At 66.4% G+C, this 24373-nt stretch carries 19 protein-coding genes and 1 tRNA gene; 15 read left to right on the top strand and 5 right to left on the bottom strand.

Going from position 1 to position 24373, the window contains the following annotated elements:
* Positions 1-9: 9 nt before the first annotated feature.
* Both N5D20_RS02745 and N5D20_RS02740 read right to left on the bottom strand, forming a co-directional pair.
* The gene (locus N5D20_RS02745; RefSeq protein WP_125437069.1) at positions 10-978 is read right to left on the bottom strand and encodes a FecR domain-containing protein; all 969 of its coding nucleotides are present in this window, start codon (positions 976-978) and stop codon (positions 10-12) included.
* Positions 975-1484 carry an RNA polymerase sigma factor gene (locus N5D20_RS02740; RefSeq protein ID WP_029379863.1) on the bottom strand — a complete coding sequence of 170 codons (510 nt, stop codon included), beginning with the start codon at positions 1482-1484 and terminating at the stop codon, positions 975-977. Before N5D20_RS02740 ends, N5D20_RS02745 begins: the two co-directional genes overlap by 4 nt.
* A gap of 254 nt (positions 1485-1738) precedes the next feature.
* Between N5D20_RS02740 and N5D20_RS02735 the strand changes: the two genes are divergently transcribed.
* The 4 genes from N5D20_RS02735 to N5D20_RS02720 all read left to right on the top strand — a co-directional run bounded on the left by N5D20_RS02735 (position 1739) and on the right by N5D20_RS02720 (position 6148).
* Complete coding sequence (locus N5D20_RS02735) at positions 1739-4609, top strand: autotransporter outer membrane beta-barrel domain-containing protein (protein WP_279914556.1); 2871 nt, start codon at positions 1739-1741, stop codon at positions 4607-4609.
* A 97-nt stretch (positions 4610-4706) separates the two neighbouring features.
* Positions 4707-5711: a 2-hydroxyacid dehydrogenase gene (locus tag N5D20_RS02730; RefSeq protein ID WP_279914555.1), complete on the top strand. Its 1005-nt coding sequence runs from the start codon at positions 4707-4709 to the stop codon at positions 5709-5711.
* Positions 5712-5723: 12 nt separating this feature from the next.
* A complete protein-coding gene (locus tag N5D20_RS02725) occupies positions 5724-5924 on the top strand; it encodes a hypothetical protein (RefSeq protein WP_149866597.1) in 201 nt (66 codons plus the stop codon).
* 148 nt (positions 5925-6072) lie between these two features.
* A tRNA-Thr gene (locus tag N5D20_RS02720) sits at positions 6073-6148 on the top strand.
* A 57-nt stretch (positions 6149-6205) separates the two neighbouring features.
* On the opposite strand, the gene N5D20_RS02715 is transcribed toward N5D20_RS02720, so the two are convergent.
* Positions 6206-6841: a GyrI-like domain-containing protein gene (locus N5D20_RS02715; protein ID WP_010483289.1), complete on the bottom strand. Its 636-nt coding sequence runs from the start codon at positions 6839-6841 to the stop codon at positions 6206-6208.
* A 351-nt stretch (positions 6842-7192) separates the two neighbouring features.
* Between N5D20_RS02715 and cyoA the strand changes: the two genes are divergently transcribed.
* Genes cyoA through cyoD form a run of 4 tightly spaced genes read left to right on the top strand, consistent with a single transcriptional unit; the run spans position 7193 to position 11209 of the window.
* Positions 7193-8233: a ubiquinol oxidase subunit II gene (gene cyoA, locus N5D20_RS02710; RefSeq protein WP_010483288.1), complete on the top strand. Its 1041-nt coding sequence runs from the start codon at positions 7193-7195 to the stop codon at positions 8231-8233.
* A gap of 2 nt (positions 8234-8235) precedes the next feature.
* Complete coding sequence (cyoB, locus tag N5D20_RS02705) at positions 8236-10233, top strand: cytochrome o ubiquinol oxidase subunit I (protein ID WP_005408582.1); 1998 nt, start codon at positions 8236-8238, stop codon at positions 10231-10233.
* Positions 10230-10868 carry a cytochrome o ubiquinol oxidase subunit III gene (gene cyoC / locus N5D20_RS02700; protein ID WP_005408583.1) on the top strand — a complete coding sequence of 213 codons (639 nt, stop codon included), beginning with the start codon at positions 10230-10232 and terminating at the stop codon, positions 10866-10868. The genes cyoB and cyoC overlap by 4 nt, the downstream gene beginning before the upstream one ends.
* Positions 10868-11209 (top strand): cytochrome o ubiquinol oxidase subunit IV, encoded by a 342-nt coding sequence (gene cyoD / locus N5D20_RS02695; RefSeq protein ID WP_005408584.1) that lies wholly within the window; start codon positions 10868-10870, stop codon positions 11207-11209. The genes cyoC and cyoD overlap by 1 nt, the downstream gene beginning before the upstream one ends.
* A 139-nt stretch (positions 11210-11348) precedes the next feature.
* On the opposite strand, the gene N5D20_RS02690 is transcribed toward cyoD, so the two are convergent.
* Positions 11349-13406: a bifunctional diguanylate cyclase/phosphodiesterase gene (locus tag N5D20_RS02690; protein ID WP_191850894.1), complete on the bottom strand. Its 2058-nt coding sequence runs from the start codon at positions 13404-13406 to the stop codon at positions 11349-11351.
* A gap of 150 nt (positions 13407-13556) precedes the next feature.
* Here N5D20_RS02690 and radA point away from each other — a divergent pair, with 150 nt between their 5' ends.
* From radA to N5D20_RS02670, 4 genes are all read left to right on the top strand, one after another.
* The gene (gene radA, locus N5D20_RS02685; RefSeq protein ID WP_279914554.1) at positions 13557-14933 is read left to right on the top strand and encodes a DNA repair protein RadA; all 1377 of its coding nucleotides are present in this window, start codon (positions 13557-13559) and stop codon (positions 14931-14933) included.
* 239 nt (positions 14934-15172) lie between these two features.
* On the top strand, positions 15173-17029 hold the full coding sequence (locus N5D20_RS02680) for an ATP-binding protein (RefSeq protein ID WP_049411354.1): 1857 nt from the start codon (positions 15173-15175) through the stop codon (positions 17027-17029).
* A 48-nt stretch (positions 17030-17077) separates the two neighbouring features.
* Positions 17078-19384, top strand: a complete 2307-nt coding sequence (locus tag N5D20_RS02675; protein ID WP_279914552.1) for a tetratricopeptide repeat protein — start codon at positions 17078-17080, stop codon at positions 19382-19384.
* A 94-nt stretch (positions 19385-19478) separates the two neighbouring features.
* On the top strand, positions 19479-19937 hold the full coding sequence (locus tag N5D20_RS02670) for a hypothetical protein (RefSeq protein ID WP_049411349.1): 459 nt from the start codon (positions 19479-19481) through the stop codon (positions 19935-19937).
* 41 nt (positions 19938-19978) lie between these two features.
* Here the strand turns inward: N5D20_RS02670 and ccsA are convergent, their stop codons facing one another.
* Positions 19979-20773: a cytochrome c biogenesis protein CcsA gene (gene ccsA / locus N5D20_RS02665; RefSeq protein ID WP_010483269.1), complete on the bottom strand. Its 795-nt coding sequence runs from the start codon at positions 20771-20773 to the stop codon at positions 19979-19981.
* A 122-nt stretch (positions 20774-20895) separates the two neighbouring features.
* Here ccsA and ffh point away from each other — a divergent pair, with 122 nt between their 5' ends.
* From ffh to N5D20_RS02650, 3 genes are all read left to right on the top strand, one after another.
* Positions 20896-22272 carry a signal recognition particle protein gene (gene ffh, locus N5D20_RS02660; protein ID WP_010483267.1) on the top strand — a complete coding sequence of 459 codons (1377 nt, stop codon included), beginning with the start codon at positions 20896-20898 and terminating at the stop codon, positions 22270-22272.
* Between the two features lie 144 nt (positions 22273-22416).
* Complete coding sequence (locus N5D20_RS02655; RefSeq protein ID WP_049411343.1) at positions 22417-23493, top strand: nitronate monooxygenase; 1077 nt, start codon at positions 22417-22419, stop codon at positions 23491-23493.
* Entirely contained in the window at positions 23490-24272 is a 783-nt protein-coding gene (locus tag N5D20_RS02650) for an aminotransferase class IV family protein (protein WP_057502588.1), read from the top strand. Before N5D20_RS02655 ends, N5D20_RS02650 begins: the two co-directional genes overlap by 4 nt.
* Positions 24273-24373: the final 101 nt, after the last annotated feature.

Here is a 24373-nt window from a genome sequence, read left to right as displayed (position 1 = left end):
CCGGTCTCCTCAGTAGGTGCGGCGCAGTTCCAGCGCGCCATCCGGACGCGTCTGGCCAGCCACGGACCAACCCAGTTCCAGCGCCGACAGCAGCTCCTGTGCATCACCGGCGCGGAAGGTGCCGCTTACAGCCAGGTCGGTGATCTCCGGATCGACGATCACCAGCGGCGTGCGGCCATAACGGTTCATGCGCTCGACCACGATCGACAGGGGCGTGGCATCGAACACCAGTTGCCCCCGCAGCCAGCCTTCAGCGGCTGCGTTGGACGAGAGGGCAGGGCCCGGCTGGATGCGGCCGGAGGGCAGTACCTGCAGCTGTTGGCCAGGCGCCAGCGTGTGCTGCGCTGCGCCGTTGCTGACTTCCACGGCACCTTCCAGCAGCGCGACCTCGACCAGGCCGTCGCGCAGGCGTTCCACCTGGAAGGTCGTGCCGATGTCACGGATCGTACTGTCGCCGGCGTGCAGTTTCAGCGCCTTGTTCGACGGTGCGACCTGCAGTTGCAGCCGGCCCCGCTCCAGCACCAGATCACGATGGCGCCAGCCGAAGCGGGCGTGGAGGGTGGTGCCGGCATCCAGCATGGCGACGCTGCCATCGGCCAGCGTCTGCTGCTGTGGCTGGTGCGAATCATTGGCGTAGACCTGCGGCGTCGGGTTGCCGTCGACGGCAACCATCCAGCCGATGCCGATCGCCATGCAGACACCGGCGGCAGCGGCCACGCCCGGCAGCCAGCGCCGGCGCGGCGGACGCGCCGCCCGTGCCGCGGCGGTGCGCAGCCAAGGGTCAGCCGCAAGCGCCGAACCCTGCTGGAACAGGGTTTCGGCCTGCACCCAGGCTTTGACGTGGGCCGGATCTTCGGCCAGCCAGTCCTCGAACGCCTCGCGTTCGACCGACGTGCAGTCCGGGGCTTCCAGGCGGGCTACCCAGGCGCTGGCGCGTTCAAACAGCTGTGCATCATCCCTGTGCGGGGTGCCACTCATTGGCCGTCCCTGTCGTTGTGCAGCGGATCCGATCCCAACTCCTGACGCAGGCCCTGCAGGGCCCGGGCGATATGTTTTTCCACGGTCTTGGCAGTAATTCCACAATGCCGCGCGATCTGCGTGTAGCTCATGCCGGTGATGCGGTTGAGCAGATAGACCTCGCGTGCGCGTTCGGGCAGCTTGAACAGGGCCTGCCGCAGCAGGGACAGCATCTGCCCTGACTCGGCCTGGCGCAATGGATCGGGCGAGGAACTGGACGGTTCGTCGCTGCCATCGTGTTCGGCCAGCGGCAGATGCGGCCGCGACTGCGGCGAGCGGCCGCGGTCTGCCAGGCGGTTGCGGGCGATACGATACAGCAGCAGGCGCAGTTCGTCCGGGCCCTGTGCGCGGTAGCGGATCAGCCGCTCCATGCAGTCCTGCGCGATATCCTCCGCATCCTCAGGCCCGACCCCCCGCGTGCGCAGGAACGCGCACAGCGGTGCGCGCTCTTCGCGTACGAACGCGATGAAGGCATCCGCAGGTGCGGGTAGCTCCGGCGCGCGATGGATCAGGGGAGACGGGGTGGACAGGGCTGGCCTCGACTGTCGGTGGCGAATGCGTCATCGAGTTTTACGCGACGATGACCGGATGGGGAAGAGTGTGCATCGATCGGATTCTCATTGTGAATGTATTCATTTTTCAGGATCCGTTCCACTGGGGGAGATCACCCCGCTGTGGCGTTGATCGTTCTACCCGCGTGTTGCGGGTGGAGAGAGAACACATGAAGTATTCGAAGTTGAGCCTGGCCCTGGCCGGGCTGATGGGCGTTGCCGCCATATCCGTGGTGGATGACGTCATGGCAATGAATTATCACGTGCAGGGCGATCGCATCTTCCTGAGTGGCGATGTGACCTACGCCGACGTGGTGTCCCTGCCGGCACTGCTGGCCAAGGCGCAGGCCGAAGGCCGGCCGGTCCGTGAGGTGGTGCTGCGCACGTCCAATGGTGGTGCGTTGATCGCCGGCGAGTGGCTGCAGGGCATCATCCGCACCTCCGGACTGAACACCATCGTGTCCGGCAATTGCATCTCGTCCTGCTCGATCATGCAGTCTGGCGGCGTCGAACGCTATCTGGCCGGCGATCTGCCGCTCATCGACTCGGTGCAGATCCACGCGGCCAGCAGCGGCGGCAAGGTGATCTACACGCCGTCGCCGCGCATGACCCAGATCTACACCGGCAACTACGGTGGTGGCATGGATGCCGGGCTGCTGCACAAGGCCATGTACGAAGTGGTGAAGCCGAACGGCCTGCTGGTGTTCCGCGATCCGGCACGCAGCACCGGTTCCTCGGTCACTTTCGACCCCGATGGCAGTGGCAGCAAGCTGGAGTCGTTCCCCGGCCAGGACATCTACAGCAACAGGATCATCACCGCGAACGGGTACCGCGATCCGGGCGACACCTTGAATGTCACCGCCAACGTGACCGGCGACATCAACCCCGGCTACCTGCGTACCGGACGCCAGTTGCAGGCGTTCGTCGATGATGATTTCGCGCGCTGGAATACCGACTGGCGATCCACCTACATCAATCTCGCGCAGAGCATCTACAACGCATCCAGCAAGGGTCCGCAGGGCATCGGTGCGCTGTCGGTGCAGGGTTACCTCAGTGACCCGGACATCCAGGACCTGTTGCTGTCCAAGCTGCGGCTGGCTGATCTGGATGTCTCCACGCTGGACAACGCCATGGGCGTGATCCGGGTGACCAACGGCGCCACCTGGCGCACGTCCGCGACGACGGGTGCGGATTTCATGCTGGTCGACAATGGCACCATCGCGCTGGAAGGCGGTGCCCTGCGCGCATCGGAAGTGCGCGTGCTCGGCGCAGGCATGCTGGTCGGCCATGGCGACGTGGCGGGTACGGCGATGGACCGCGCTGCATTGCTGGACGGCACCGGCCCGTCGTACCGCGAAGACGGTTTCAACCGCCTGCGCGTGTTCGGCACGCTGATGCCGCGCGGTGGCGACCTGGTCACCCATGGCTACGTCAACATCATGCCGGGCGGCAAGGTGCTGTTCGACGTTACAGAGAATGGTGGCACCACCGCCGGCCGCCTGCGCGTGGGCACCTTCTTCGATGACGAGCAGACCGAGGGGGCACTGGTGATCTCCAAGGGTGCCTTCCTCGAACTGAACGTGGCGCAGGGCTACTACGGCCAGGACTTCCGTCGTGACCTGGTTGAGGGCCCGATCTACCAGGGCGGCTTCGAAGAGGCCGTGCGCCTGGGCGACACCAGCTACAGCGCCAGCATCAGCGGTGATGTGTTCCGTCCCCGCCACAATTCGCTGTTGAGCTTCAACGTGAAGCAGACGGCCGATGGCCTGTGGCTGACTGCCAACCCGGGCTTTGACCAGCTGGGCCTGTTCGCCAACGGTACGTCCGGCGACGGCCTGGGCCGTGCGCTGGCGACTGCTTCCGATCGCCAGGACAAGGGACTGAGATCGCTGCTGGGCGCACTGCAGTTCGCCGACCGCGATGTGATCGCACAACAGGCCGGTGCCCTGCGCGGTGATGCGCACGCCAGCCTGCGCCTGGCCGACACCGCGCTGGTGGGCAGCATCGGCAACGTCGTGCAGCAGCACCAGTCGGCCATGCGCAGCGGCGGCGATGCCGATGGCCTGGCCTCGCAGGTGGCGCAGTCGGTCTCCTCCCAGCCGGGCATGCGCCATGGCAGCCTGTTCAACCAGCTGGCGATGCACCTGGTCGAGCCGGCGCCGGGCAGCGTTGCGGGTAGCGGTGATGCCGGACGCAGCCATGGCATCTGGGCACGTGGTTTCGCCAGCCATGGCCGCATCGATGCCGACGGTGGCGTGGCCGGCCTGAGCCACACCATTGGTGGCATCGTGATCGGTGCAGACACCCGCGTGGCCGATGACCGCGTGACCCTGGGCGTCAGCGTGGCCGCGGCGGACATGTCGACCAAGGCCAGCGATGGCTCTGGTTTCACCGGTGATGTGCGCGCGCTGGACGTGGGCGGTTACCTCGATGCGACGTACGCGCGCGGCTATCTGTCGGCGGCCGTGCGCTACACCGATCTGCGGCATGACACCCGTCGCAGCATCGGCGGTATCGATGGCCTGCAGCAGCCCCTGCGCGCGAAGTACAGCAACGATGCGATCTCCGCACGTGTTGAACATGCGTTCTCGTTCACCACCGGCAAGGGCCTGGTGATCCAGCCGTTGCTGCCGGTGGTGGACTACGCGCGCACGTCGGCCACCCGCTTCAACGAAGGGCAGGGCGCCGGTGCGCTGGTTGGCCGCAGTGGCAGCCTGGAGAGCATCCGCGTGGGTGCGGGCCTGCAGCTGTTCAAGACCTTCGAAGGCAACAACGGTGAGCGCATCACCCCGCGCGCCCGGGTGGTCTGGCAGAAGGAGCTGGGCGATTCGCAGGCCCGCTACAGCACCGGCTTCGCCGCAGCTCCGGATCTGGTGTTCGGCGCCAGCAGCCAGGCGGTGGGCGAGCAGGTGCTGGCCTGGAACCTGGGTGTGACCAGCCGTGCCAGCGAGCGGCTGTCGATCATGGCCGATTACGTGGGCGAGCGCCGCGACGGGCAGATCCAGAACGGCGTGATGCTGGGCCTGGGCTACAGGTTCTAAGTGGCACCCGGCACCGGCGATGACGGCATCGCCGGTGCCATCCCAACGCGGGCGCTGCTGCGGTATGGTCGGTATGGCATTCCACCCAGGCCCATCCATGCAGATCGCCGTCTTCAGTGCCCGTCCCTACGACCGCCGCTTCCTTGATGAGGCGAACCAGCGCGATGCGGCTGGGGACGGCTTTGCGTTCGTGTACTTCGATGTGGCGCTGGACGTGCACACGGCGGCGCTGGCGCAGGATTGCGCAGCCGTATGCGTGTTCGTCAACGACCGCCTGGATGGGCCGGTGCTGCACACCCTGCATGCGATGGGGGTGCGGGCCGTGCTGCTGCGATGCGCAGGTTTCAACAACGTGGATCTGGCGGTTGCAAAAGCGCTGGATCTGTTCGTCGCACGCGTACCGGCCTATTCGCCGGAGGCGGTGGCCGAGCATGCGCTGGCGCTGGTGATGACCCTCAACCGGCAGACCCATCGCGCCTACAACCGGGTGCGCGAAGGCAACTTCATGCTCGATGGCCTGCTCGGGCGCACCCTGCATGGCCGCACCGTGGGCATCGTCGGTACCGGCAAGATCGGCCTGGCCACTGCGCGCGTCTTCAAGGGCATGGGCTGCATCGTGCTGGGACACGACCCGTATCCGTCGGCTGCGTTCGGCGGAATCGGCGATAGGGTCGGGCTGGATGAACTGCTGGCACGCGCCGACATCGTGTCGCTGCATTGCCCGCTGACGCCTGAGACCCACCACCTGATCAATGATGCGTCGCTGGCGCGGATGAAGCCGGGCGCGATGCTGGTCAACACCTCGCGCGGCGGGTTGGTGGATACCCATGCAGTGATCCGCGCGCTGAAGGCGCGCCGGCTGGGTCATCTGGCCATCGACGTGTACGAGCAGGAAAGCGCGCTGTTCTTCCAGGACCTGTCCGGCGAGATCATCGACGACGAGGCCTTCCAGCGCCTGATGACCTTCCCCAATGTGCTGGTGACCGGCCACCAGGGCTTCTTCACCGTGGAGGCGCTGCAGGAGATCTCGGCGATCACGCTGGGGAACCTGCAGGATTTCGCGGCCGGGCGGGTGTGCGCCAATTTGGTGGGGACTGGCTGAGCCGGCGACATCGTGACTGCGACGCCTGTTCTGTCGCGCACCACATCTCCGGATCCACACCAACGCGAAGTGCAGCCGGAGGTGGCGCTGGGTGCGCTGGTGCTGGTGGCGGACGGCGATGCCGGCTTCAATGATGGCTTCAACGGCGTCCGGAACGAATGCGATGTCGTCGAGCGGTCGTGCTGTGACGCAACGCGACAGGTTGGGATGTGATGCGTACCACCAAGGCGGCCAAGGGGGGCGCCGACGATTCCTGTACCTATGAGTAAAACGACGTTCCGAGCCACCATGAAGTGGGTCAACCTCGCGGCGGCGGCTTCAATTGACCTGCTGACCGGCACCCTCTAGAATTGCCTGCTAAGCCGGAATAGCTCAGTTGGTAGAGCGGCGCATTCGTAATGCGTAGGTCGCAGGTTCGACTCCTGTTTCCGGCACCAGTTGCATGAAAAGCCCCGGCCTTTGCCGGGGCTTTTTGTTTGGGCGGATGTGGGAAATCATGGGCGCGAACCCCTATCAGGTTCAAGCGCCCGCACCGGCTGCCGCAGCACGGTCTTCAACCGCGCAGCGTCGGTCCTGCGCGGGTCGCCCAGGTAGATCTCGTGATGGGGGCCGGCGAAGGTGTAGCCCAGCGAAGGCATCAGTTCGTCGTGCAGATGGGCCAGGGCCGGACCCTCGTCATCGTAGGCGCCTACATGCAGGGTCTGCAGGCAGATGCCCTCCTCAATCACCTGATGGCGAAGACTGGCCGGTGCGTCGCCCAGTTTTTTCGCCGCCTTGGCGATGGCAGCCTCCAGCTGCTCTGGACGGATCCCGTCCGGCGTACGGATCATCACCGTCCACCTCCACTCATCCTTGCGGCGTTCCACAAAGCTCGACGGATCCTCTGCGGTCCAAAGCGCTTCCAGCGGTGGCACCACGTAGTCCCGGCCCTTGGCCTTCAGCGCGAACTTCAGTGCATAGCTGACCGAGTAGAGCCACTGCACCGCCTGCACATACGCGGGGGCGGTATTCGGATCCCCGTGGCCGTCGACCATCAGGTAGGGCAGGGGCGGTACGTCCACCGTCACGAACCGGCCCACCGGGGGCTGGTACAGCGCGCGATCGCGCTTCTTGAAGTCGATCTTGTCCATGGGCTTCCTCCAGCGCCGAGCATCCCATGCCGGGCACCCGTCAGCACGCCTGAACAGGTTCAGATGACTTTGCCGAACGAGGGCGGACCGCGGGCCAGCACCCGATGCTAGGATGCCGCCCTCGGGTGTTCTGCCCGCCGCGCCCGTGCGGTGCGACAACGTGTCGCAGCCAGAAACGGGCCTTTCCTGCGCTCGATCATTGTCAATGCCTTTCTTAAATGGTGGGTGACGGCCTAAAATTGAAAGGCTGACTCGACCCCACCTCCCTGCCTGTCTTCCGGACCGGTGGGACCGGCTTTGGCCGGAACAGGCAGGACGGGGAACGGCATTCCCTCGCAATTGGATCGACCGATGATTCCGTTGAAAACCCTTGGGCGCTGGTTGCGCCCGGGCCTGCTGCTGTCGTTGCTGGTGATGCTCACCGGCTGCGATGCCGTGGCCATCCTCAGTCCGAAGGGCCAGATCGGCCAGGATGAGAAGACCCTGCTGATCACGGCCACCGTGCTCATGCTGCTGGTCGTCATCCCGGTCATCATCATGACCCTGACCTTCGCGTGGAAGTATCGCGCCTCCAACACCAAGGCCCGTTACGAGCCGAAGTGGTCCCACTCGACGGCGATCGAGGTGGTGGTGTGGTCCATTCCCTGCATGATCGTGCTGGTGCTGGCGGTCCTGACCTGGCGTTCGTCGCACGCACTGGACCCGTACAAGCCGCTGGATTCGGACGTCAAGCCGGTCACCATCGAGGCGATCTCGCTGGACTGGAAGTGGCTGTTCATCTATCCGGAAGAGAAGGTGGCGGTCGTCAACGAAATCAAGTTCCCGGTCAACACGCCGCTGAACTTCAAGATCACGTCCGATTCGGTGATGAATGCCTTCTTCATCCCGCACCTGGGCAGCATGATCTACTCGATGGCTGCGATGGAGACCAAGCTCCATCTGATCGCCAACGAGACCGGTGAATTCCCGGGCATGTCCTCGCACTACAGCGGCGCGGGCTTCGCCAAGATGCACTTCACCGCCTACTCGGTCACCGATGCCGAATACCGCCAGTGGCTGGACCAGGTCCGTGCCGGCGAGCAGACCCTGGACAAGACCTCGTTCAAGGCGCTGGGTGAAGCACGCAACGCCGAGTGGTACCCGGTCACCTACTTCGGCAAGACCGAAGAAGGCCTGTTCGACTGGGTCATCGCCAAGCACATGGGCGACAACAAGCACTACGGCATGAAGCACTCGCACGCTGGTGCCGCCGCTGCCGATGCCGCCAGCCATGAAGCGCACGAGGGCCACGCCCCCAGTGACGCACATGATTCCAAGGAATCGGGTGAAAACCTGGATGCCAACGAACACGAACACGCGGGCCATGCCGGCCACGCGGGTTCGGGAGAATGAACATGTTGGGAAAACTCTCTCTTGAGTCGATCCCCCACGATCCAATCGTGCTGACCACCCTGGTCGGCGCGGTGCTGGGTGGCCTGGGCGTCATGGCCCTGATCACCAAGTTCAAGCTGTGGGGCTATCTGTGGAAGGAGTGGTTCACCTCGGTGGATCACAAGAAGATCGGCGTGATGTACCTCATCGTCGCCTTCGTCATGCTGCTGCGTGGCTTCTCCGACGCCATCATGATGCGTACCCAGCAGGCGCTCGCCGTCGGCGGGTCCGAGGGTTACCTGCCGCCGCACCACTACGACCAGATCTTCACCGCCCACGGCGTGATCATGATCTTCTTCGTGGCGATGCCGCTGATCACCGGCCTGATGAACCTGGCCGTGCCGCTGCAGATCGGTGCGCGCGACGTCGCGTTCCCGTTCGTCAACTCGCTCAGCTTCTGGCTGTTCGTGTCGGGCGCTGTGCTGATCATGCTGTCGCTGTGGATCGGTGAGTTCGCTGCCACCGGCTGGCTGGCGTTCCCGCCGTTGTCGGGCATCGAATACAGTCCAAGCGTCGGCATGGACTACTACATCTGGGGTCTACAGGTCGCAGGCCTGGGTACCACGCTGAGCGGTATCAACTTCTTCATCACCATCCTGAAGATGCGTACCCCCAGCATGAAGCTGATGCAGATGCCGGTGTTCACCTGGACCGCCCTGGTGACCAACGTGCTGATCGTGGCTGCCTTCCCGGTGCTGACCATCACCCTGGTGCTGCTGACCCTGGACCGCTACCTGGGTACGCACTTCTTCACCAATGATGGTGGCGGCAACGCCATGCTGTACATCAACCTGATCTGGATCTGGGGTCACCCGGAGGTGTACATCCTGGTCCTGCCGGCGTTCGGTGTGTTCTCCGAAGTCATCGCGACCTTCTCGCGCAAGGCGCTGTTCGGCTACAAGGGCATGGTCTACGCCACCGCCTGCATCGGCGTGCTGTCGTTCATCGTGTGGCTGCACCACTTCTTCACCATGGGCTCGGGTGCCAACGTCAATGCCTTCTTCGGCATCACGACGATGATCATTTCGATCCCGACCGGCGTGAAGATCTTCAACTGGCTGTTCACCATGTTCCGCGGCCGCGTGCACTTCACCACCCCGGTGCTGTGGACCATCGGCTTCATGGTCACCTTCGTCATCGGCGGCATGACCGGCGTGATGCTGGCGATCCCGGCCATCGACTTCGTGCTGCACAACAGCCTGTTCCTGATTGCCCACTTCCACAACGTCATCATCGGCGGCGTGGTGTTCGGCATGTTCGCCGGCATCACCTACTGGTGGCCGAAGATGTTCGGCTTCCGCCTGAACGAGTTCTGGGGCAAGTGCGCGTTCTGGTGCTGGTTCATCGGCTTCTACGTGACCTTCATGCCGATGTACGTGCTGGGCTTCATGGGCATGACCCGTCGCCTGCAGAGCACGGTCAACCCGGCCTACGAGCCGCTGCTGCTGATCGCCGCCGCAGGTGCCTTCATCGTTGGCGCCGGCATCCTGTGCCAGATCATCCAGGTGGCCGTGTCGATCCGCGACCGCAAGAAGACCGTCGACCTGACCGGCGACCCGTGGGATGCCCGTACGCTGGAGTGGGAAACCTCTTCGCCGCCGGCCTTCTACAACTTCGGCACGCTGCCGGAAGTCACCGAGCTGGACGATTTCTGGGAGCGCAAGCAGCGTGGTGAAGCCTGGCCGAAGCCGGCCAAGTACACCGACATCCACATGCCGCGCAACACCGGCACGGGCGTTGTCATCGGTGCCTTCAGCCTGGTGTTCGGCTTCGCGATGATCTGGCACATCTGGTGGCTGGCCATCGTCGGCTTCGTCGGCATGATCGCCACGTTCATCTACCGCACCTTCGACCAGGACGTGGACTACTGGGTCCCGGCCGCCGAGGTGGAACGCATCGAGAACGAACACCGCAAGCACCTGGAAGCCCAGGGCCTGGTGAAGTCGGAGCTGAAGGCATGAGCACCAATACCTCGACCCTGAGCCACGGGCACGCCGCGCACGCGGCGGCCCATGGCCATGACGACCACGAGCATCACGACACCGGCGGCAATACCGTCTTCGGTTTCTGGGTGTACCTGATGAGCGACTGCCTCATCTTCGCCTCGCTGTTCGCCACCTACGTGGTGCTGGCGGGCGGCACCGATGGTGGCCCCACCGCGAAGGACCTGTTCGAACTGCCGTTCGTTGCATGGGAAACCGCGCTGCTGCTGACCTCGTCGCTGACCTTCGGCCTGGGCATGATCGCCATGCACCGCAAGCAGATGGGCCAGATGTACCTGTGGCTGGGCATCACCTGGCTGCTGGGCTTCGGCTTCATGTGCATGGAAGTGTGGGAGTTCCAGCACCTGATCCACCAGGGCTACGGTCCGGACCGCAGTGCCTTCCTGTCGGCGTTCTTTGCCCTGGTCGGTACCCACGGCCTGCACGTCAGCGCCGGCCTGCTGTGGCTGCTGGTGATGTTCGTGCAGCTGAAGAAGTACGGCCTGACCCCGACCAACAAGACCCGCATGGCGTGCCTGAGCCTGTTCTGGCACTTCCTGGACCTGATCTGGATCGGCGTGTTCTCCGTCGTCTACCTCAATGGAGCCCTGTAATGGCACATGACAACCATGCACACGACCACGGCACCGGCGGCGAAAGCCATGGCACCGTGAAGTCGTACCTGATCGGCTTCGTGCTGGCGGTGGTGCTGACCGTCATCCCGTTCTGGATGGTGATGTCGGGTGATTTCTCGCGCACCGTCAACGGTGTGGTGATCGCGATCACCGCGGTGCTGCAGATGCTGGTCCACCTGGTGTTCTTCCTGCACCTGGACCGCTCTTCGGAAAGCCGCTGGAACGTCAACGCTGCGGCCTTCACCGTGGTGGTGATCGGCATCATCGTGGTCGGCACCCTGTGGGTCATGCACAACATGAACGTGCACATGATGCACTGACGTCTTCGCGACGTTGCCACGCAGAAAGGCCGCCCTCGGGCGGCCTTTCTGTTTGCCGTGGGGGGGGGCGGCGAGGAACATCCACGCACGGCGTGGATCTCCTGATGAGGTGGGTGCGGAGCTTGCTCCGCACATCGGCTCAGCCCACCCGGCGCAGAAATTCCTCGGCGTCCATCGGTCGGCCCAGGTGGTAGCCCTGCAACTGGTCGCAGCCCAGTTCGCTCAGGTACTCGCGCTGCGCCTGCGTCTCCACGCCTTCGGCCACCACCTGCAGCTGCAGGGTGCGTCCCAGCGCGATGATCGACGAGACGATGGCGGCGTCCTCTTCATTGCATTCCAGGTCATGCACGAACGCGCGGTCGATCTTCAGTTCGGTGGCCGGCATGCGTTTCAGGTACAGCAGGCTGGAATAGCCCGTGCCGAAGTCGTCGATGGCAATGTGCACGCCCATCGCGGTGAGGTCGTTGAGGATCGCCAGGCTGGCGTCGACGTCCTTCATCGCCGTGGTCTCGGTGATCTCCAGGGTCAGCCGCGCCGGCTCGATGTGGTGCCGTTCGAGCACCCCGCGCACGCTGTCCAGAAGGGCCGGGGAGGAGAACTGCAAGGGCGACAGGTTCACTGCCATCGACCATTCGGCATGTCCGGCATCGTGCCACGCACGCAACTGCGCACAGGCGCGGTCCAGCACCCAGTCGCCGATCGGCAGGATCAGGCCACTGCGTTCGGCAATGGGGATGAACACGTCCGGCGCCAGCAGGCCCAGCTCCGGATGCTGCCAGCGCAGCAGCGCCTCGGCGCCGGTGGCTGGCGCGCCCGCGGCCGGGAACTTGGGCTGGTAATGCAGGATCAGTTCATTGCGCATCACGGCCTTGCGCAGGTCCTGCAGCAGGCGCAGCTGACGGTTGGCGCTGAGCTGCATCGAGGGGGTGAAGAACGTATAGCCGTTCCGCCCGGTTTCCTTGGTGTGGTACATCGCAGCGTCGGCGTGTGCCATCAGCTCGCGCTCGTTGCCGGCGTCATCCGGGTACAGGGCGATGCCCAGGCTTGCGCTGACCTGCAGCTCGGCTGCATCCAGCAGGAACGGTTCGCCAGCCGCCGCGATGATCCGCTCGGCCACCACCACCGCATCGTCGGGAACATCGATGGCCAGCACGATCACGAACTCGTCGCCGCCGAGGCGGGCGAAGGTGTCCTGCGGACGCAGCAGGCCGCCGATACGCTGCGCCACCGCCACCAGCAGGCGGTCGCCCAGCTGGTGCCCGTAGGCATCGTTGACCGCCTTGAAGCCGTCCAGGTCGCAGAACATCACCGCCACCGCATGGTTGCGGCGCCGCGCCTTCTCGATGGCCTGCTCGATGCGGTCCTGCAGCAGCATGCGGTTGGGCAGCTGGGTCAACGGGTCGTGCAGGGCGGCCTGGATCAGCTTGTTGTTGGCATGCGCCAGCGAATCGGCCAGCAGGCCGGTGCGCACGCGCATCTGCCGGTCGAACAGCGAGGCGACCAGGGCGATACCCAGCGTGGCCACGGTGGTGACGATCACCAGCACCGCCAGCCAGCGCGTGTCGATGCCACCGCTGCCGACCGCGCCGCAGATGCTGCCCTCCGGGAAGCGCGCCGCGGCCATGCCGGTGTAGTGCATGCCGACGATGGCCAGGCCCATCACCAGCGAGGCCAGTGCGCGCAGGCGCATGGTGTTGCGCTGCTCGGCACGCAGGCGGAATGCGATCCACAGCGCAGCACCGGCGGCGCCGATGGCCACCGCAATGGAGGCGGCGAACCAGCCCGGGTGATAGTCGATGCCCGGCTGCATGCGCATCGCGGCCATGCCGAGGTAGTGCATCGTGGCAATGCCCAGGCCCATCAGCACGGCGCCGGCCAGCAGCCGTCGCCAGGGCAGGCTGGGCCGCGACACCAGCCACAGCGCATAGGCAGAGGCGCCGATCGACACGGCCAGCGAGTAGAGGGTGATGCCGAGGTCGTAGCCGACCGGGATCGGCAGGTCGAAGGCCAGCATGCCGATGAAATGCATCGACCAGATACCCAGGCCCATCGCCGCTGCACCGCCGGCCAGCCACCAGCGGGCCACGCGGCCCTCGGCCGTGGCCAGGCGGCCGGCCATGTCCAGCGCCGTGTACGAAGCAAGAATGGCCACCAGCAGGGAGATGGCGACCAGGCTCTGACTGTAACTGCCAGTCATGTTGAATCCAGAGGGGGAGGGAGGGGGCGCCCGCAAGGCGCACGCCCGCGACAGCTATCGGCGCGGGGGGGCGGGACTTGAGCGGTCGCAGCACCTGCGACCCGGCTCGGCTATCCTGCCACGCCTGTTCCCGTTGCTGGAAATCATCCAATGGCAAAAGCCCGCTCCGCCTACGTCTGCAATGAATGCGGCGCCGAATTCAGCAAGTGGCAGGGCCAGTGCACCGAGTGCAACGCCTGGAACTCGCTGTCGGAAATCGTGCTGGAGAGTGCGGCGGCGGCCAAGGCGCCAACGTCGCGCCGGGCCGGCTGGGCGGGCAAGATCGACCCGCCGAAGATCACCGCGCTGAAGGACGTGGAGCAGACCGAGCACCGCCGGGTCAGCACCGGCATCGGCGAGTTCGACCGCGTGCTCGGCGGCGGTCTGGTCGAAGGCGCGGTGGTGCTGGTCGGTGGCGACCCCGGCATCGGCAAGTCGACCCTGCTGCTGCAGGCGGTGGCGAAGATGGCGGCTGAATTGCCGGTGCTGTACGTCACCGGCGAGGAGTCGCTGGCGCAGGTGGCTGGCCGCGCGCATCGCCTGGAGCTGCCGCTGGATGGCGTCAATGCGCTGGCCGAGACCGGCGTCGAGTCGATCCTGCAGCATGCGTCCAAGGCCGGCCCGCGGCTGATTGTGGCCGACTCCGTGCAGACCCTGTGGACCGAGAGCCTGACCGCCGCGCCGGGCTCGGTCAGCCAGGTACGCGAGAGTGCTGCGCGGCTGGTGCGCTTCGCCAAGGAAACCGGCACCGCCGTGTTCCTGGTCGGTCACGTGACCAAGGAGGGCGGCATCGCCGGCCCGCGCGTGCTCGAACACATGGTCGATGCGGTGCTGTATTTCGAAGGCGAGAGCGGCAGCCGCTTCCGCCTGCTGCGCGCCTTCAAGAACCGCTTCGGTGCAGTCAACGAGCTGGGCGTGTTCGCGATGGGCGACAAGGGCCTGAAGGAGGTCTCCAACCCATCGGCGATCTTCCTGTCCGGTGGCAGCACCCATCAACCGGGCAGTTGCGTGATGGTCACCCGCGAGGGCACCCGGCCGCTGCTGGTGGAGGTGCAGGCGCTGGTTGATGCGTCGCCGCTGTCGAACCCGCGCCGTGTCGCGGTTGGCCTGGAGCAGAACCGGCTGGCCATGCTGCTGGCGGTGCTGCATCGCCACGGCGGTGTGCTGGTCGGCGATCAGGATGTGTTCGTCAATGTGGTCGGTGGCATTCGCGTGCAGGAGACCGCGGCCGACCTGCCGGTGCTGCTGGCGGTGCTGTCCTCGCTGCAGGATCGGCCGCTGGCGGAGAAGACCATTGCCTTCGGCGAAGTCGGTCTGTCCGGCGAGATCCGGCCGGTGCCCAATGGCGAAGACCGCCTGCGTGAGGCGGCCACCCATGGCTTCAAGCGCGCCATCGTGCCCAAGGCCAATGCGCCGAAGGGCGGTTCGGTGAAAGGCATGGAAGTGATCGCGGTGGAGCGCCTGTCCGAGGCCATCGACGCGGCGTGATGCCAGCACTGTAGAGCCGAGCCCACGCCCGGCTGCTTTCTGTAGCGTCGAGCCATGGTCGACGGGTGGTCGAACAGCAGCCGAGCATGGCTCGACGCTACAAAGAGCGAACAGCAGCCGAGCATCGGCTCGGCTCTACACATGTCCAATGCAGCAACGGTCAGCTTCCCTGTGCTAGTTTTTCCCGCTCGACGAAGACGCCCTCTGGCGTCTTTCCGTGCCCAGGAGTAAACGATTACATGCAGGACACCGCGCTCACCGCCCCCAACGCCGAAATCCGTCGCGCCGGGGTCGATCTCAATGGACTGATGACGGTGCTGGGCAAGCACCTGTATTCCACCCCGGTGGTGGCGCTGCGTGAGCTGGTGCAGAACGCGCACGATTCGATCATCCGTCGCCGCATCGAACAGCCCGGCATCGAAGTGCCTTCGCGCATTTCGGTGCAGGTCGATGCCGCCGCTGGCGTACTGCGCATCACCGACACCGGTGCCGGCCTGACCCGCCAGGAAATCCACGATTACCTGGCCACCGTCGGCGTCGGCTACACCCGTGGCCTGCGCCAGGGCGGCGAGGACGATGAAGGCCTGATCGGCATGTTCGGCCTCGGTTTCCTGTCGGCCTTCGTGCTGGCGCGCCGGGTCAGCGTGCGTACCACCTCGTACCAGACGCCGGAACTGGGTCACCTGTACGTGTCCAGCAATGCCGAGCAGTACACCGTCAGTGAGGTGCCGGCACGTGCGATCGGTACCGAGGTGGAACTGGAGCTGCATCCGGATTTCCTGCCGCTGGCCAACGAAGCGCGCCTGCACGAGGTGCTGGGCCGTTACTGTGCGCTGCTGTCCGAGCCGATCTTCATCGGCGCTGCGGGCGAGGCGCTCAATCCCGAGCCGCCGCCGTGGCGTGGGCAGGGGGATGTTGCTCTGCATCCGGTGCAGGCGCGCCGCCAGGCGCTGCAGTTCGCAGCGCGCTTCGAGCATGATTTCGAGCCGATCGTCACCGTGCCGTTGCGTGCCGATGGCAACAGCGATGCCACCGGCCTGCTGTGGGTGCAGGACGGCGCTACCTACGGCACCAGCGACAACCGCAACCTGTCGGTGTTCGTGCGCGGCATGCTGTTGGATGACGATGCGCGCGACCTGCTGCCGCCCTGGGCTGGGTTCATTGGCGGGGTGATCGAATCCTCGCGGCTGACGCCTACCGCCAGCCGCGAAGATCTGCAGCGCGACGACCAGTACCGCGCCGTGCAGCATGCGCTGCTGGAAGCGCTGATTGATGGCCTGGCCGACGTCGCGCGGCAGCAGCCGGAGGCCTGGCGACGCGTTCTCACGCGCCACAATGAGGCCTTGCTGGGCGCAGCGCTGTGCGATGATCGCCTGTTCGACCTGTTGCTGGAGCACGTGCGCGTGCCGACCTCGCAGGGCGACCTGCCGGCCAGTGCGCTGCCCGCACGTGGCGCCGTGCACGTGATCCTCGACAACGGCGGCGGCTTCGAGGAAATGCTGTTCCGCGCGATGGGCGTGCCGGTCGCGCACGGCCATCGCTATGCGGTGGTGCCGTTCCTGCGCCGTTGGGCCCAGGCCAAGGGCCTGCGCTTGGTTGAATTGGGGACCGAACAGGGCAACCGTGCACTGTTCCGCAGCGATGACAGCCTCGACGAGGCGCAGCTGGCATGGCTGCGCGAGCAGCTCGGTGATGGCGAACAGCTGCTGCCGGCACGCTTCAGCCCCGAGTCGCTGCCGGTGGTGGTGGTGCCCGACCGCGAAGCCGAGCTGAAGCAGCGCCTGGAAGACGACGAGAACGACAAGCGCGTTTCGATGGCCGCGCTGCGCCTGGCCCGGCAGTTCACCGCGCGCATCGAATCGCGCGCACCGTCGCGGCTGTACCTCAACCTCGACAACCCGGCCGTTCAGGCGCTGTTGCGCGCCCAGCGCGAGGGGCATCCACAGGCCGAAGCCGCAGCCCGCCTGCTGCGCTCACTGAAGATCATCGTCGCCGCGCAGGGCCGCCCGCTGGCACGCGCGAACACTACGCCCGGCCCGGATCTCAACGGCGCCTTTACCGATATCGCCGGTGCCCTGCAGCAGATGCTGCGCTGAGCACCGTACCTTCTCATCCAGCCTTCGCTAGACAGGAGCACTTACCCCATGGACATCTGGAACTGGGTCGAAAAACTGCAGGGTGACCTGCGCCAGGCGGGCCAGGCGCAGAACGCGCACCTGCTGAACCGTCTCGCCGACGAGGTGAGCGAACTGCGTGTCGACCGCGTCGACGCGCTGCTGCCTGAAGCGCGTGCGCTGGGCAAGGCGCTGGACAACCCGTGGGTCGACGTCTACGTCGGCCACTGGGCGCTGCGCAATCGCGTCGGCAACCGCGTCGAAGGCGAAAGCGCGCTGGGCGAAGCCGTGGCGCTGTTCGAGCGTGCGCATCGTGAGGACACGATGGAGTGCCCGCAGTCGATCTGCGTGACCCAGGATCTGGCTGCCTGCTACGGCAACATCGATGGCCCGGGCTGGGTTCCCGAACGTGTCGAGGTGTGCGATGAAACGCTTGCACGCATCGATCCAAGCTGGGCCTGCTTCCAGTGCCTGAGCTGCGAAAAGGCCGATGCGCTGCTGGATGATGGCCGCGGCCAGGATGCGCTGGATTACCTGCAGGTGCAGTCGGATGCGATCGAGGCCTGCGGCAAGGAAGTGTTCGACAGCTTCCCGGAAATGCAGATCAAGATCCTGCTGGGCATGGGCCGCGCCGAAGAAGCGCTGTTGCTGATCGAGAAGCGAGAGGCCGAAGTGGCCGCGTCCGGCGAGTACGAGCCGGCCAACTGCACGGTGCCGCGCCGCCTGTCCAAGGCATGGGCGCTGGCCCAGCTGGGCCGCGACGAAGAGGCCGTGCAGCAGCTGGTGCCGTGGAGCGAACTGACGCCTACCTACTGGCGACTGTGGGCGAACACGGCCGCAGCGCTGTGCCGGCGCGATCCTGCACGCAATACCTGGGATCTGGGCACGCGCTTCAACACCATCATCGAACACTTTGCCGAGGTTGGCTCGCACCGCCTGCTGATCGAAGTCGCTGCGCTGAGCCTTGAACTGGCGCTGCAGCGAGGTGCACGCTGGGTGGCGCTGCGCCAGCTGGAACTGGCGCGTACCCATCTGGCGCAGCTGCGCCAGGACCGTGGTGCGGCAGCATTGGTGGCCGACCTGGCCGCGCGTATCGATGCATTGCCTGACGTTGCGCCGCTGCCGGTGCCGGCCAGCGAACTGCTGGCCTGGCTGAACGAGCAGGGGGAGCAGAACCAGTCGCGCGATCCGGAGCGCGAGGCCCAGTGGCTGCTGCAGGCACAGGCGCAGCTGCCCGATGACGAGGCGCTGGCTGAGATGGCTGCCTCGGCATTGAGCGCCTGTGGTGCGCAGGCGGAAGCGCGCGCATTGCTGTGGCGATTCGTGCGCGCACACGATCAGGATGATGGCCCGGCCGCCTACACGCTGATGCGCTGGCTGACCGAGCAGGGCGACGACGAGGGCCTGCGTCAGCTGGCCGGGATCTACCGTGGCAGCGTGCCGGTGTTCGCGCACTGGTGCGAGGTGCAGCGTGCACGTCGCGTGTCCGATTGGCCGGCGCTGGAGCAGGCCGCGCAGGCGCTGCTGGCCGCCTCGCCGGGTTCGCACGGCGCGCGGGGCACGCTGGCGCGCATGTACATGGAAACCGGCCGTTTCAGCGAAGCACAGGCCTGCTATGCGCAGCTGGTGGAGCTGCTGGAGGAACCCAACGCCGCGCACTGGGACCACATGAGTGCGGCCAGCGCGGCACGCGACTGGGATGCGGTGCGCCGCTCGGCGGCGGCGATCGGCATGGAGTTGTCCAGCCAGGATGGCGTGGTCGAGGAGCCGTGGGGCTGGGTGATCATCCGCAGTGAAGAGAATGGCGAGCCGATGGAGTACTACGCCCGTCGCAGTGGCCCGGTGACCGCACGCATCGTCGAGAACGCACCGGCCAACCGTGCCCAGCAGGTCGGCGACTGGGTGGTGTTTGATGCCGCGCTGGTGCACCCGGCACCGGAGGAAGAAGAGGCCCGCGAGCACTTCATTCCGACCTATGCGCAGGTCCATGTGCTGGAACGCGGTGGTTTTGCCCGCAGCTGGCTGGTCGATGGCGCGCACCCGGGCGAAGAAGCCTGGAACGCCTTCGTCGAGGCGGCCGAAGCACAGGGTTGGAAGGTGTGGTCGCACAGCCGCGCGGACTACACCGTGACCGACCCCGACATGGAGGGAGGCACCCTGCCGGGCGTGCTGTTCACCGTTGCGCAGCCGCAGGACCACGCACCGCTGGCGCTGCACCGCTTCCTGCAGCAGGAGACCGCGAAGTGGCCGCACCCACACTGCTGGCTGCGGCTGGCCGAAGCCTGCGACCAGGACCGCCAGCCGCATCTGGATGTGATCGAGCGTTACGGGTTGTAAGTAGAGCCGAGCCTGCGCTCGGCTTATGCTGGAACGCAGCCGAGCATGGGCTCGGCTCTACAACAGATCGCCATCACGACCAAAGGGATTGGACATGCGAAAGACAGGGATGTTGATGATTGCCGGCCTGCTGCTGGCGCCAGCAGCACAGGCCGCGCCCGCCTGCCAGGAACCGGCAGCTGTGGCCCGCGCGTTCTACGAAGCGACGACGGGCGATGGCGACCTGCTGGAACCGCCGCCCGCGCTGGTCAGCCCCGGCTTCGGCAAGGCCCTGCGCGGCGAGCGCGCCTGCCAGCAGCGCGAAGAGGGCATCTGCACGATCGATTCCGATCCGTGGCTGGATGCGCAGGACGGCGACATCGAAACCCCTGTGCGTTACAGCTGGAAAGAGGCGTCGGCCACCGCCGGCGAGGTTGAGATGCGCTATTCGGTTTGGAAGAAGGCCTACGTGACCCGTCTATCGATGGTGCGCCAGGGGCAGGGCTGCTGGCAGGTCGATGACATCCTCACCAACAGCGGCCGTTCGGTGCGGAAGATCCTGGCCCAGCCTTGACGTTAGCGCCGGTGGCTGCCGACCGTTGGTCGGCACACCGCCTATCGCGAATGCCCGAACACCAGCTCGATCACGAACTGGCTGCCGAAGAACGCCAGCAGCAGCAACAGCATCGCCGCCAGCGTCCAGTGCACCGCCTTCATGCCGCGCCAGCCGTAGCGGCGGCGGCCGATCAGCAGCACGCCGAACACGATCCACGACAGCACGCTCAGCACGGTCTTGTGTACCAGCTTCTGTGCCAGCAGGTCGTCGACGAACAGCACGCCGGTGACCAGGGTCAGGGTCAGCAGCGCGAAGCCGACGGTGATCACCCGGAACAACAGCGATTCCAGGTCGGCCAGCGGCGGCAGCGCCCGCAGCCACGGGCGGAACTCGCGGCGGCGCAGTGCGCGCTCCTGCAGCCACAGCATGATCGCCAGCAGCGCGGCGATGCTCAGCGTGGCGTAGGCCAGCAGCGCCAGCCAGGCGTGGCTGGCCAGGCGCCAGCCCAGCACCTTGCTCGGTTCGTGGCCGTAGCCGTGGTAGGCCAGCAGCAGCACCGCGGCCAACGGGAACACCACCACGCCCAGTGCCGACATCCGCCCACGCGCGCCGACCAGCGAGGTCAGCCACGCCATGCCCAGGCCGACCAGCGACAGCGCGGCGAAGAAGTGCATGTCCGGCCCGCCGTTGGTGCGCATCGCCACCATCACGTGGTAGCCGCCATGCAGCAGCATCGCCGGCAGGGCGGGCCACAGCCAGGTGGGGGAACCGGTGCTTTCATCGCGGCCGAGCGCGCGCACCAGCAGGGCACTGGCAGCCAGGTAGAGCAGGACGGCGATGAGAACGATTGTCATCGTTGCAGTTTCGCATACCCCTGCGATAGTGGCGACGGCCCCGTGGTCGCAGTCCGGGGAGGGGAGCGGACCCGTTATACTGTCTGCCTTATTGTCCCCCGCTTTCAGACAGGTTGCGTCGCATGTTCGAGTCCCTGACCCAGCGCCTTTCCGGCACCATCGAGCGCCTGCGTGGCCGCGGCCGCCTGACCGAGGAGAACATCCGCGAGGCGACCCGCGAAGTGCGCATCGCGCTGCTTGAAGCCGACGTTGCGCTGCCGGTGGTGCAGGCGCTGATCGAGCGCATCAAGGTGCGCGCGGTCGGCCAGGAAGTGCTGAAGTCGCTGACCCCGGGCCAGGCGCTGATCAAGGTCGTGCGCGACGAGCTGACCGCAGTGATGGGTGCTGAAGCCAGCGACCTGAACCTGAATGTCCCGGCCCCGGCCATCATTCTGATGGCAGGCCTGCAGGGTGCCGGCAAGACCACCACGGTGGGCAAGCTGGCCAAGCACCTGAAGGAAAAGCGCAAGAAGAAGGTGATGGTGGTGTCGGCCGACGTTTATCGTCCGGCCGCGATCGAGCAGCTGAAGACCCTGGCCGAGCAGGTCGGCGTGCTGTTCTTCCCGTCCAGCGCCGACCAGAAGCCGGAAGCCATCGTGCGCGCCGCCATCGACGATGCACGCAAGTCGTTCGTCGACGTACTGCTGGTCGATACCGCCGGCCGCCTGGCCATCGACGAAGCGATGATGGCCGAGATCAAGGCCCTGCACGCGGCGGTGAACCCGGCCGAAACCCTGTTCGTGGTCGACGCGATGACCGGCCAGGACGCAGCCAACACCGCGAAGGCCTTCGGCGATGCGCTGCCGCTGACCGGCGTGGTGCTGACCAAGACCGACGGCGACGCCCGCGGCGGTGCCGCGCTGAGCGTGCGCTACATCACCGGCAAGCCGATCAAGTTCGTCGGTGTCAGCGAAAAGCCGGAAGGCCTGGACGTGTTCCACCCGGACCGCATCGCCAGCCGCATCCTCGACATGGGCGATGTGCTGTCGCTGGTCGAGCAGGTCGAACAGCAGGTCGACAAGGACAAGGCCGCCAAGCTGGCCGAGAAGGTCGCCAAGGGCAAGAAGTTCGACCTGAACGACATGCGTGACCAGCTCGAGCAGATGCAGAACATGGGCGGCATCGGCGGCCTGATGGACAAGCTGCCGGGCCTGGGCAACATCCCCGACCATCTGAAGCAGCAGGTCAGCCAGGGCAAGGAAGTGCCGCGCATGATCGCCATCATCAACTCGATGACCAAGAAGGAACGGCGCAATCCGAACCTGCTCAACGGCTCGCGCCGCGCGCGCATCGCCAAGGGCTCGGGCGTGACCCCGGCCGACGTCAACAAGCTGATGAAGCAGTACATGCAGATGGAAAAGATGATGAGCAAGATGGCTGGCGGCGGCATGAAGGGCATGTTGCGCAGCATGAAGGGCATGATGGGCGCCATGGGCGGCCGCGGCATGCCGTTCCGTTGATGACGGCCCGGTCGCAGTCTGATGTAGCGCCCGAGCCTGTGCTCGGGCGGCGGCGCGCAGGCGACGCAACAAGCCGCCGGGCAGGCTCGACTCTACCCCCGCCCTGCGCGCACCATGGGGGCCTGTCCGAAACGATGGGCCGTCATGCAGAGTTCCGCTGTATCTTCCCGCGTCGAGGCGTTCTGCCGGCGCTTTGACGTTTCCGTTCCGATCCTGCTGGCACCGATGGCCGGCGCCTGTCCGGTGCCGTTGTCGGCCGCGTTGGCCAATGCCGGCAGCATGGGTGCGATGGGCGCGGTGCTGTCGTCATCTGCCGATATCGGTCGCTGGATGGAGGACTTCCGCGCGACCTCCACCGGCCCGGCACAGGTGAACCTGTGGGTGCCTGACCCCGTGCCGACCCGTGACGTTGCCGCCGAGGCCGCCAGCCGCGCCTTCCTCGCCCAATGGGGCCCGGACGTGCCAGCCAGCGCCGCCGATGCCACGCCCGCCGACTTCGAAGAACAGTTCGCCGCGCTGCTGGCGGCGCGTCCTGCGGTGGCCTCGACCATCATGGGCGTGCTGTTGCCGCGCCACGTGCAGCAGCTGAAGGACGCCGGCATCGCCTGGATCGCGTGCGCGACCACGTTGTCTGAAGCACGCGCCGCCCAGGATGCCGGTGCCGATGCCGTGGTGGCGCAGGGCGTGGAAGCGGGTGGGCATCGTGGTTCATTCGATCCGGCGATGGCCGAGCGCCAGCTGGTCGGCCTGTTCGCGCTGCTGCCACGGCTGGCCGATCACCTGCACATCCCGGTGATTGCCGCCGGCGGCATCGCCGATGGCCGTGGTATCGCCGCCGCACTCACCTTGGGCGCCAGCGCCGTGCAGATCGGCACCGCGTTCCTGCGCACGCCGGAAGCGGCGATCGCCTCGGCGTGGGCCGATGGACTGGCCGCCAGCGAACCGGAAGACACCTGGCCGACCCGTGCCTTCAGCGGTCGTCTGGGCCGTGGTCTGGCGACACCCTACGTGCGCGCCGCCGCCGCAGAAGGCGCCCCGGCGCCGCGTCCGTACCCGGTGCAGCGCGGCCTGACCGCGCCGATGCGCAAGCAGGCCGTGCAGGAAAACCGCCTGGCCGCGATGCAGGCCTGGGCCGGGCAGTCGGCATGGATGGCGCCGGCACAGCCGGCCGCAGACGTGCTGCGCGGCATGTGGAGCCAGGCGCAGGCACTGCTGCGATGACGCTGACCTGCAACGGCCAGCCGGCGCAGGTGGAGGATCTGCTGCCGGCGCTCGTCAACTACGGCCACTTCACCTCGCTGCAGGTGCGCGACCACGCGGTGCAGGGACTGGACCTGCATCTGGCGCGGCTGTCGCATGCCACGCGCGAGCTGTTCGGTAGCGAGCTGGATATGGCGCAGGTGCGGGCTTGGATGGTGCAGGCGCTGCGGCAAGCGGGGCAGGGCGATGCCTCGTTGCGGGTGACGGTGTATTCGCGCCACTTCGATTTCCGCAATCCGCTGGCGGCGGTGCCCGTGGACGTGCTGGTGGCGGCGTCCGCGCCGGTGACGCTGACCGCCTCCAAGCGTGTGCGCAGCGTGGCCTGGCAGCGTGAACTGCCGCAGATCAAACATGTGGGCACCTTCGGCCTGTTCGCCGAGCGCCGCGCGGCGATGGCGGAAGGATTCGACGATGTGCTGTTCGTGACCGTCGATGGCGAAATGAGTGAAGGCAGCACCTGGAACCTGGCCGTGCACGATGGTGAACGGCTGCTCTGGCCGCAGGCGCCGGCCCTGCGCGGGACCGCCGAGGCGCTGCTGAAGCAGCATTGGCCGGGGGCGCAGGCCACGCAGCCATTGCGGCTGGCGGATATGGCCGGCGTGAAAGCCGCTTTTGCCTGCAACGCCAGCGGTCTGTGGGCGCTGGAGGCCATCGACGGGCATGTCCTGCCCGGCTCGCAGGCACTGGCTGAACAGGGCAGAGCGGTGCTTGCGGCGGTGGCTTGGGACGGTTTGGGGTGAAAAGCCCGCCGGGCATGGCCCAGCACTACCGTGAAGGCTGGTCACCCATGGGGTTGGCTCGGCCGGGCTCTGCCGCTATAATCGCCCGCTTACCTCGCCAT

Origin of the sequence: Stenotrophomonas sp. GD03877 (assembly GCF_029840555.1) — a bacterium.
In the GTDB taxonomy this organism is placed as follows: Bacteria; Pseudomonadota; Gammaproteobacteria; order Xanthomonadales; family Xanthomonadaceae; genus Stenotrophomonas; species Stenotrophomonas geniculata.
This window is presented reverse-complemented; position numbering and strand designations above follow the sequence as displayed.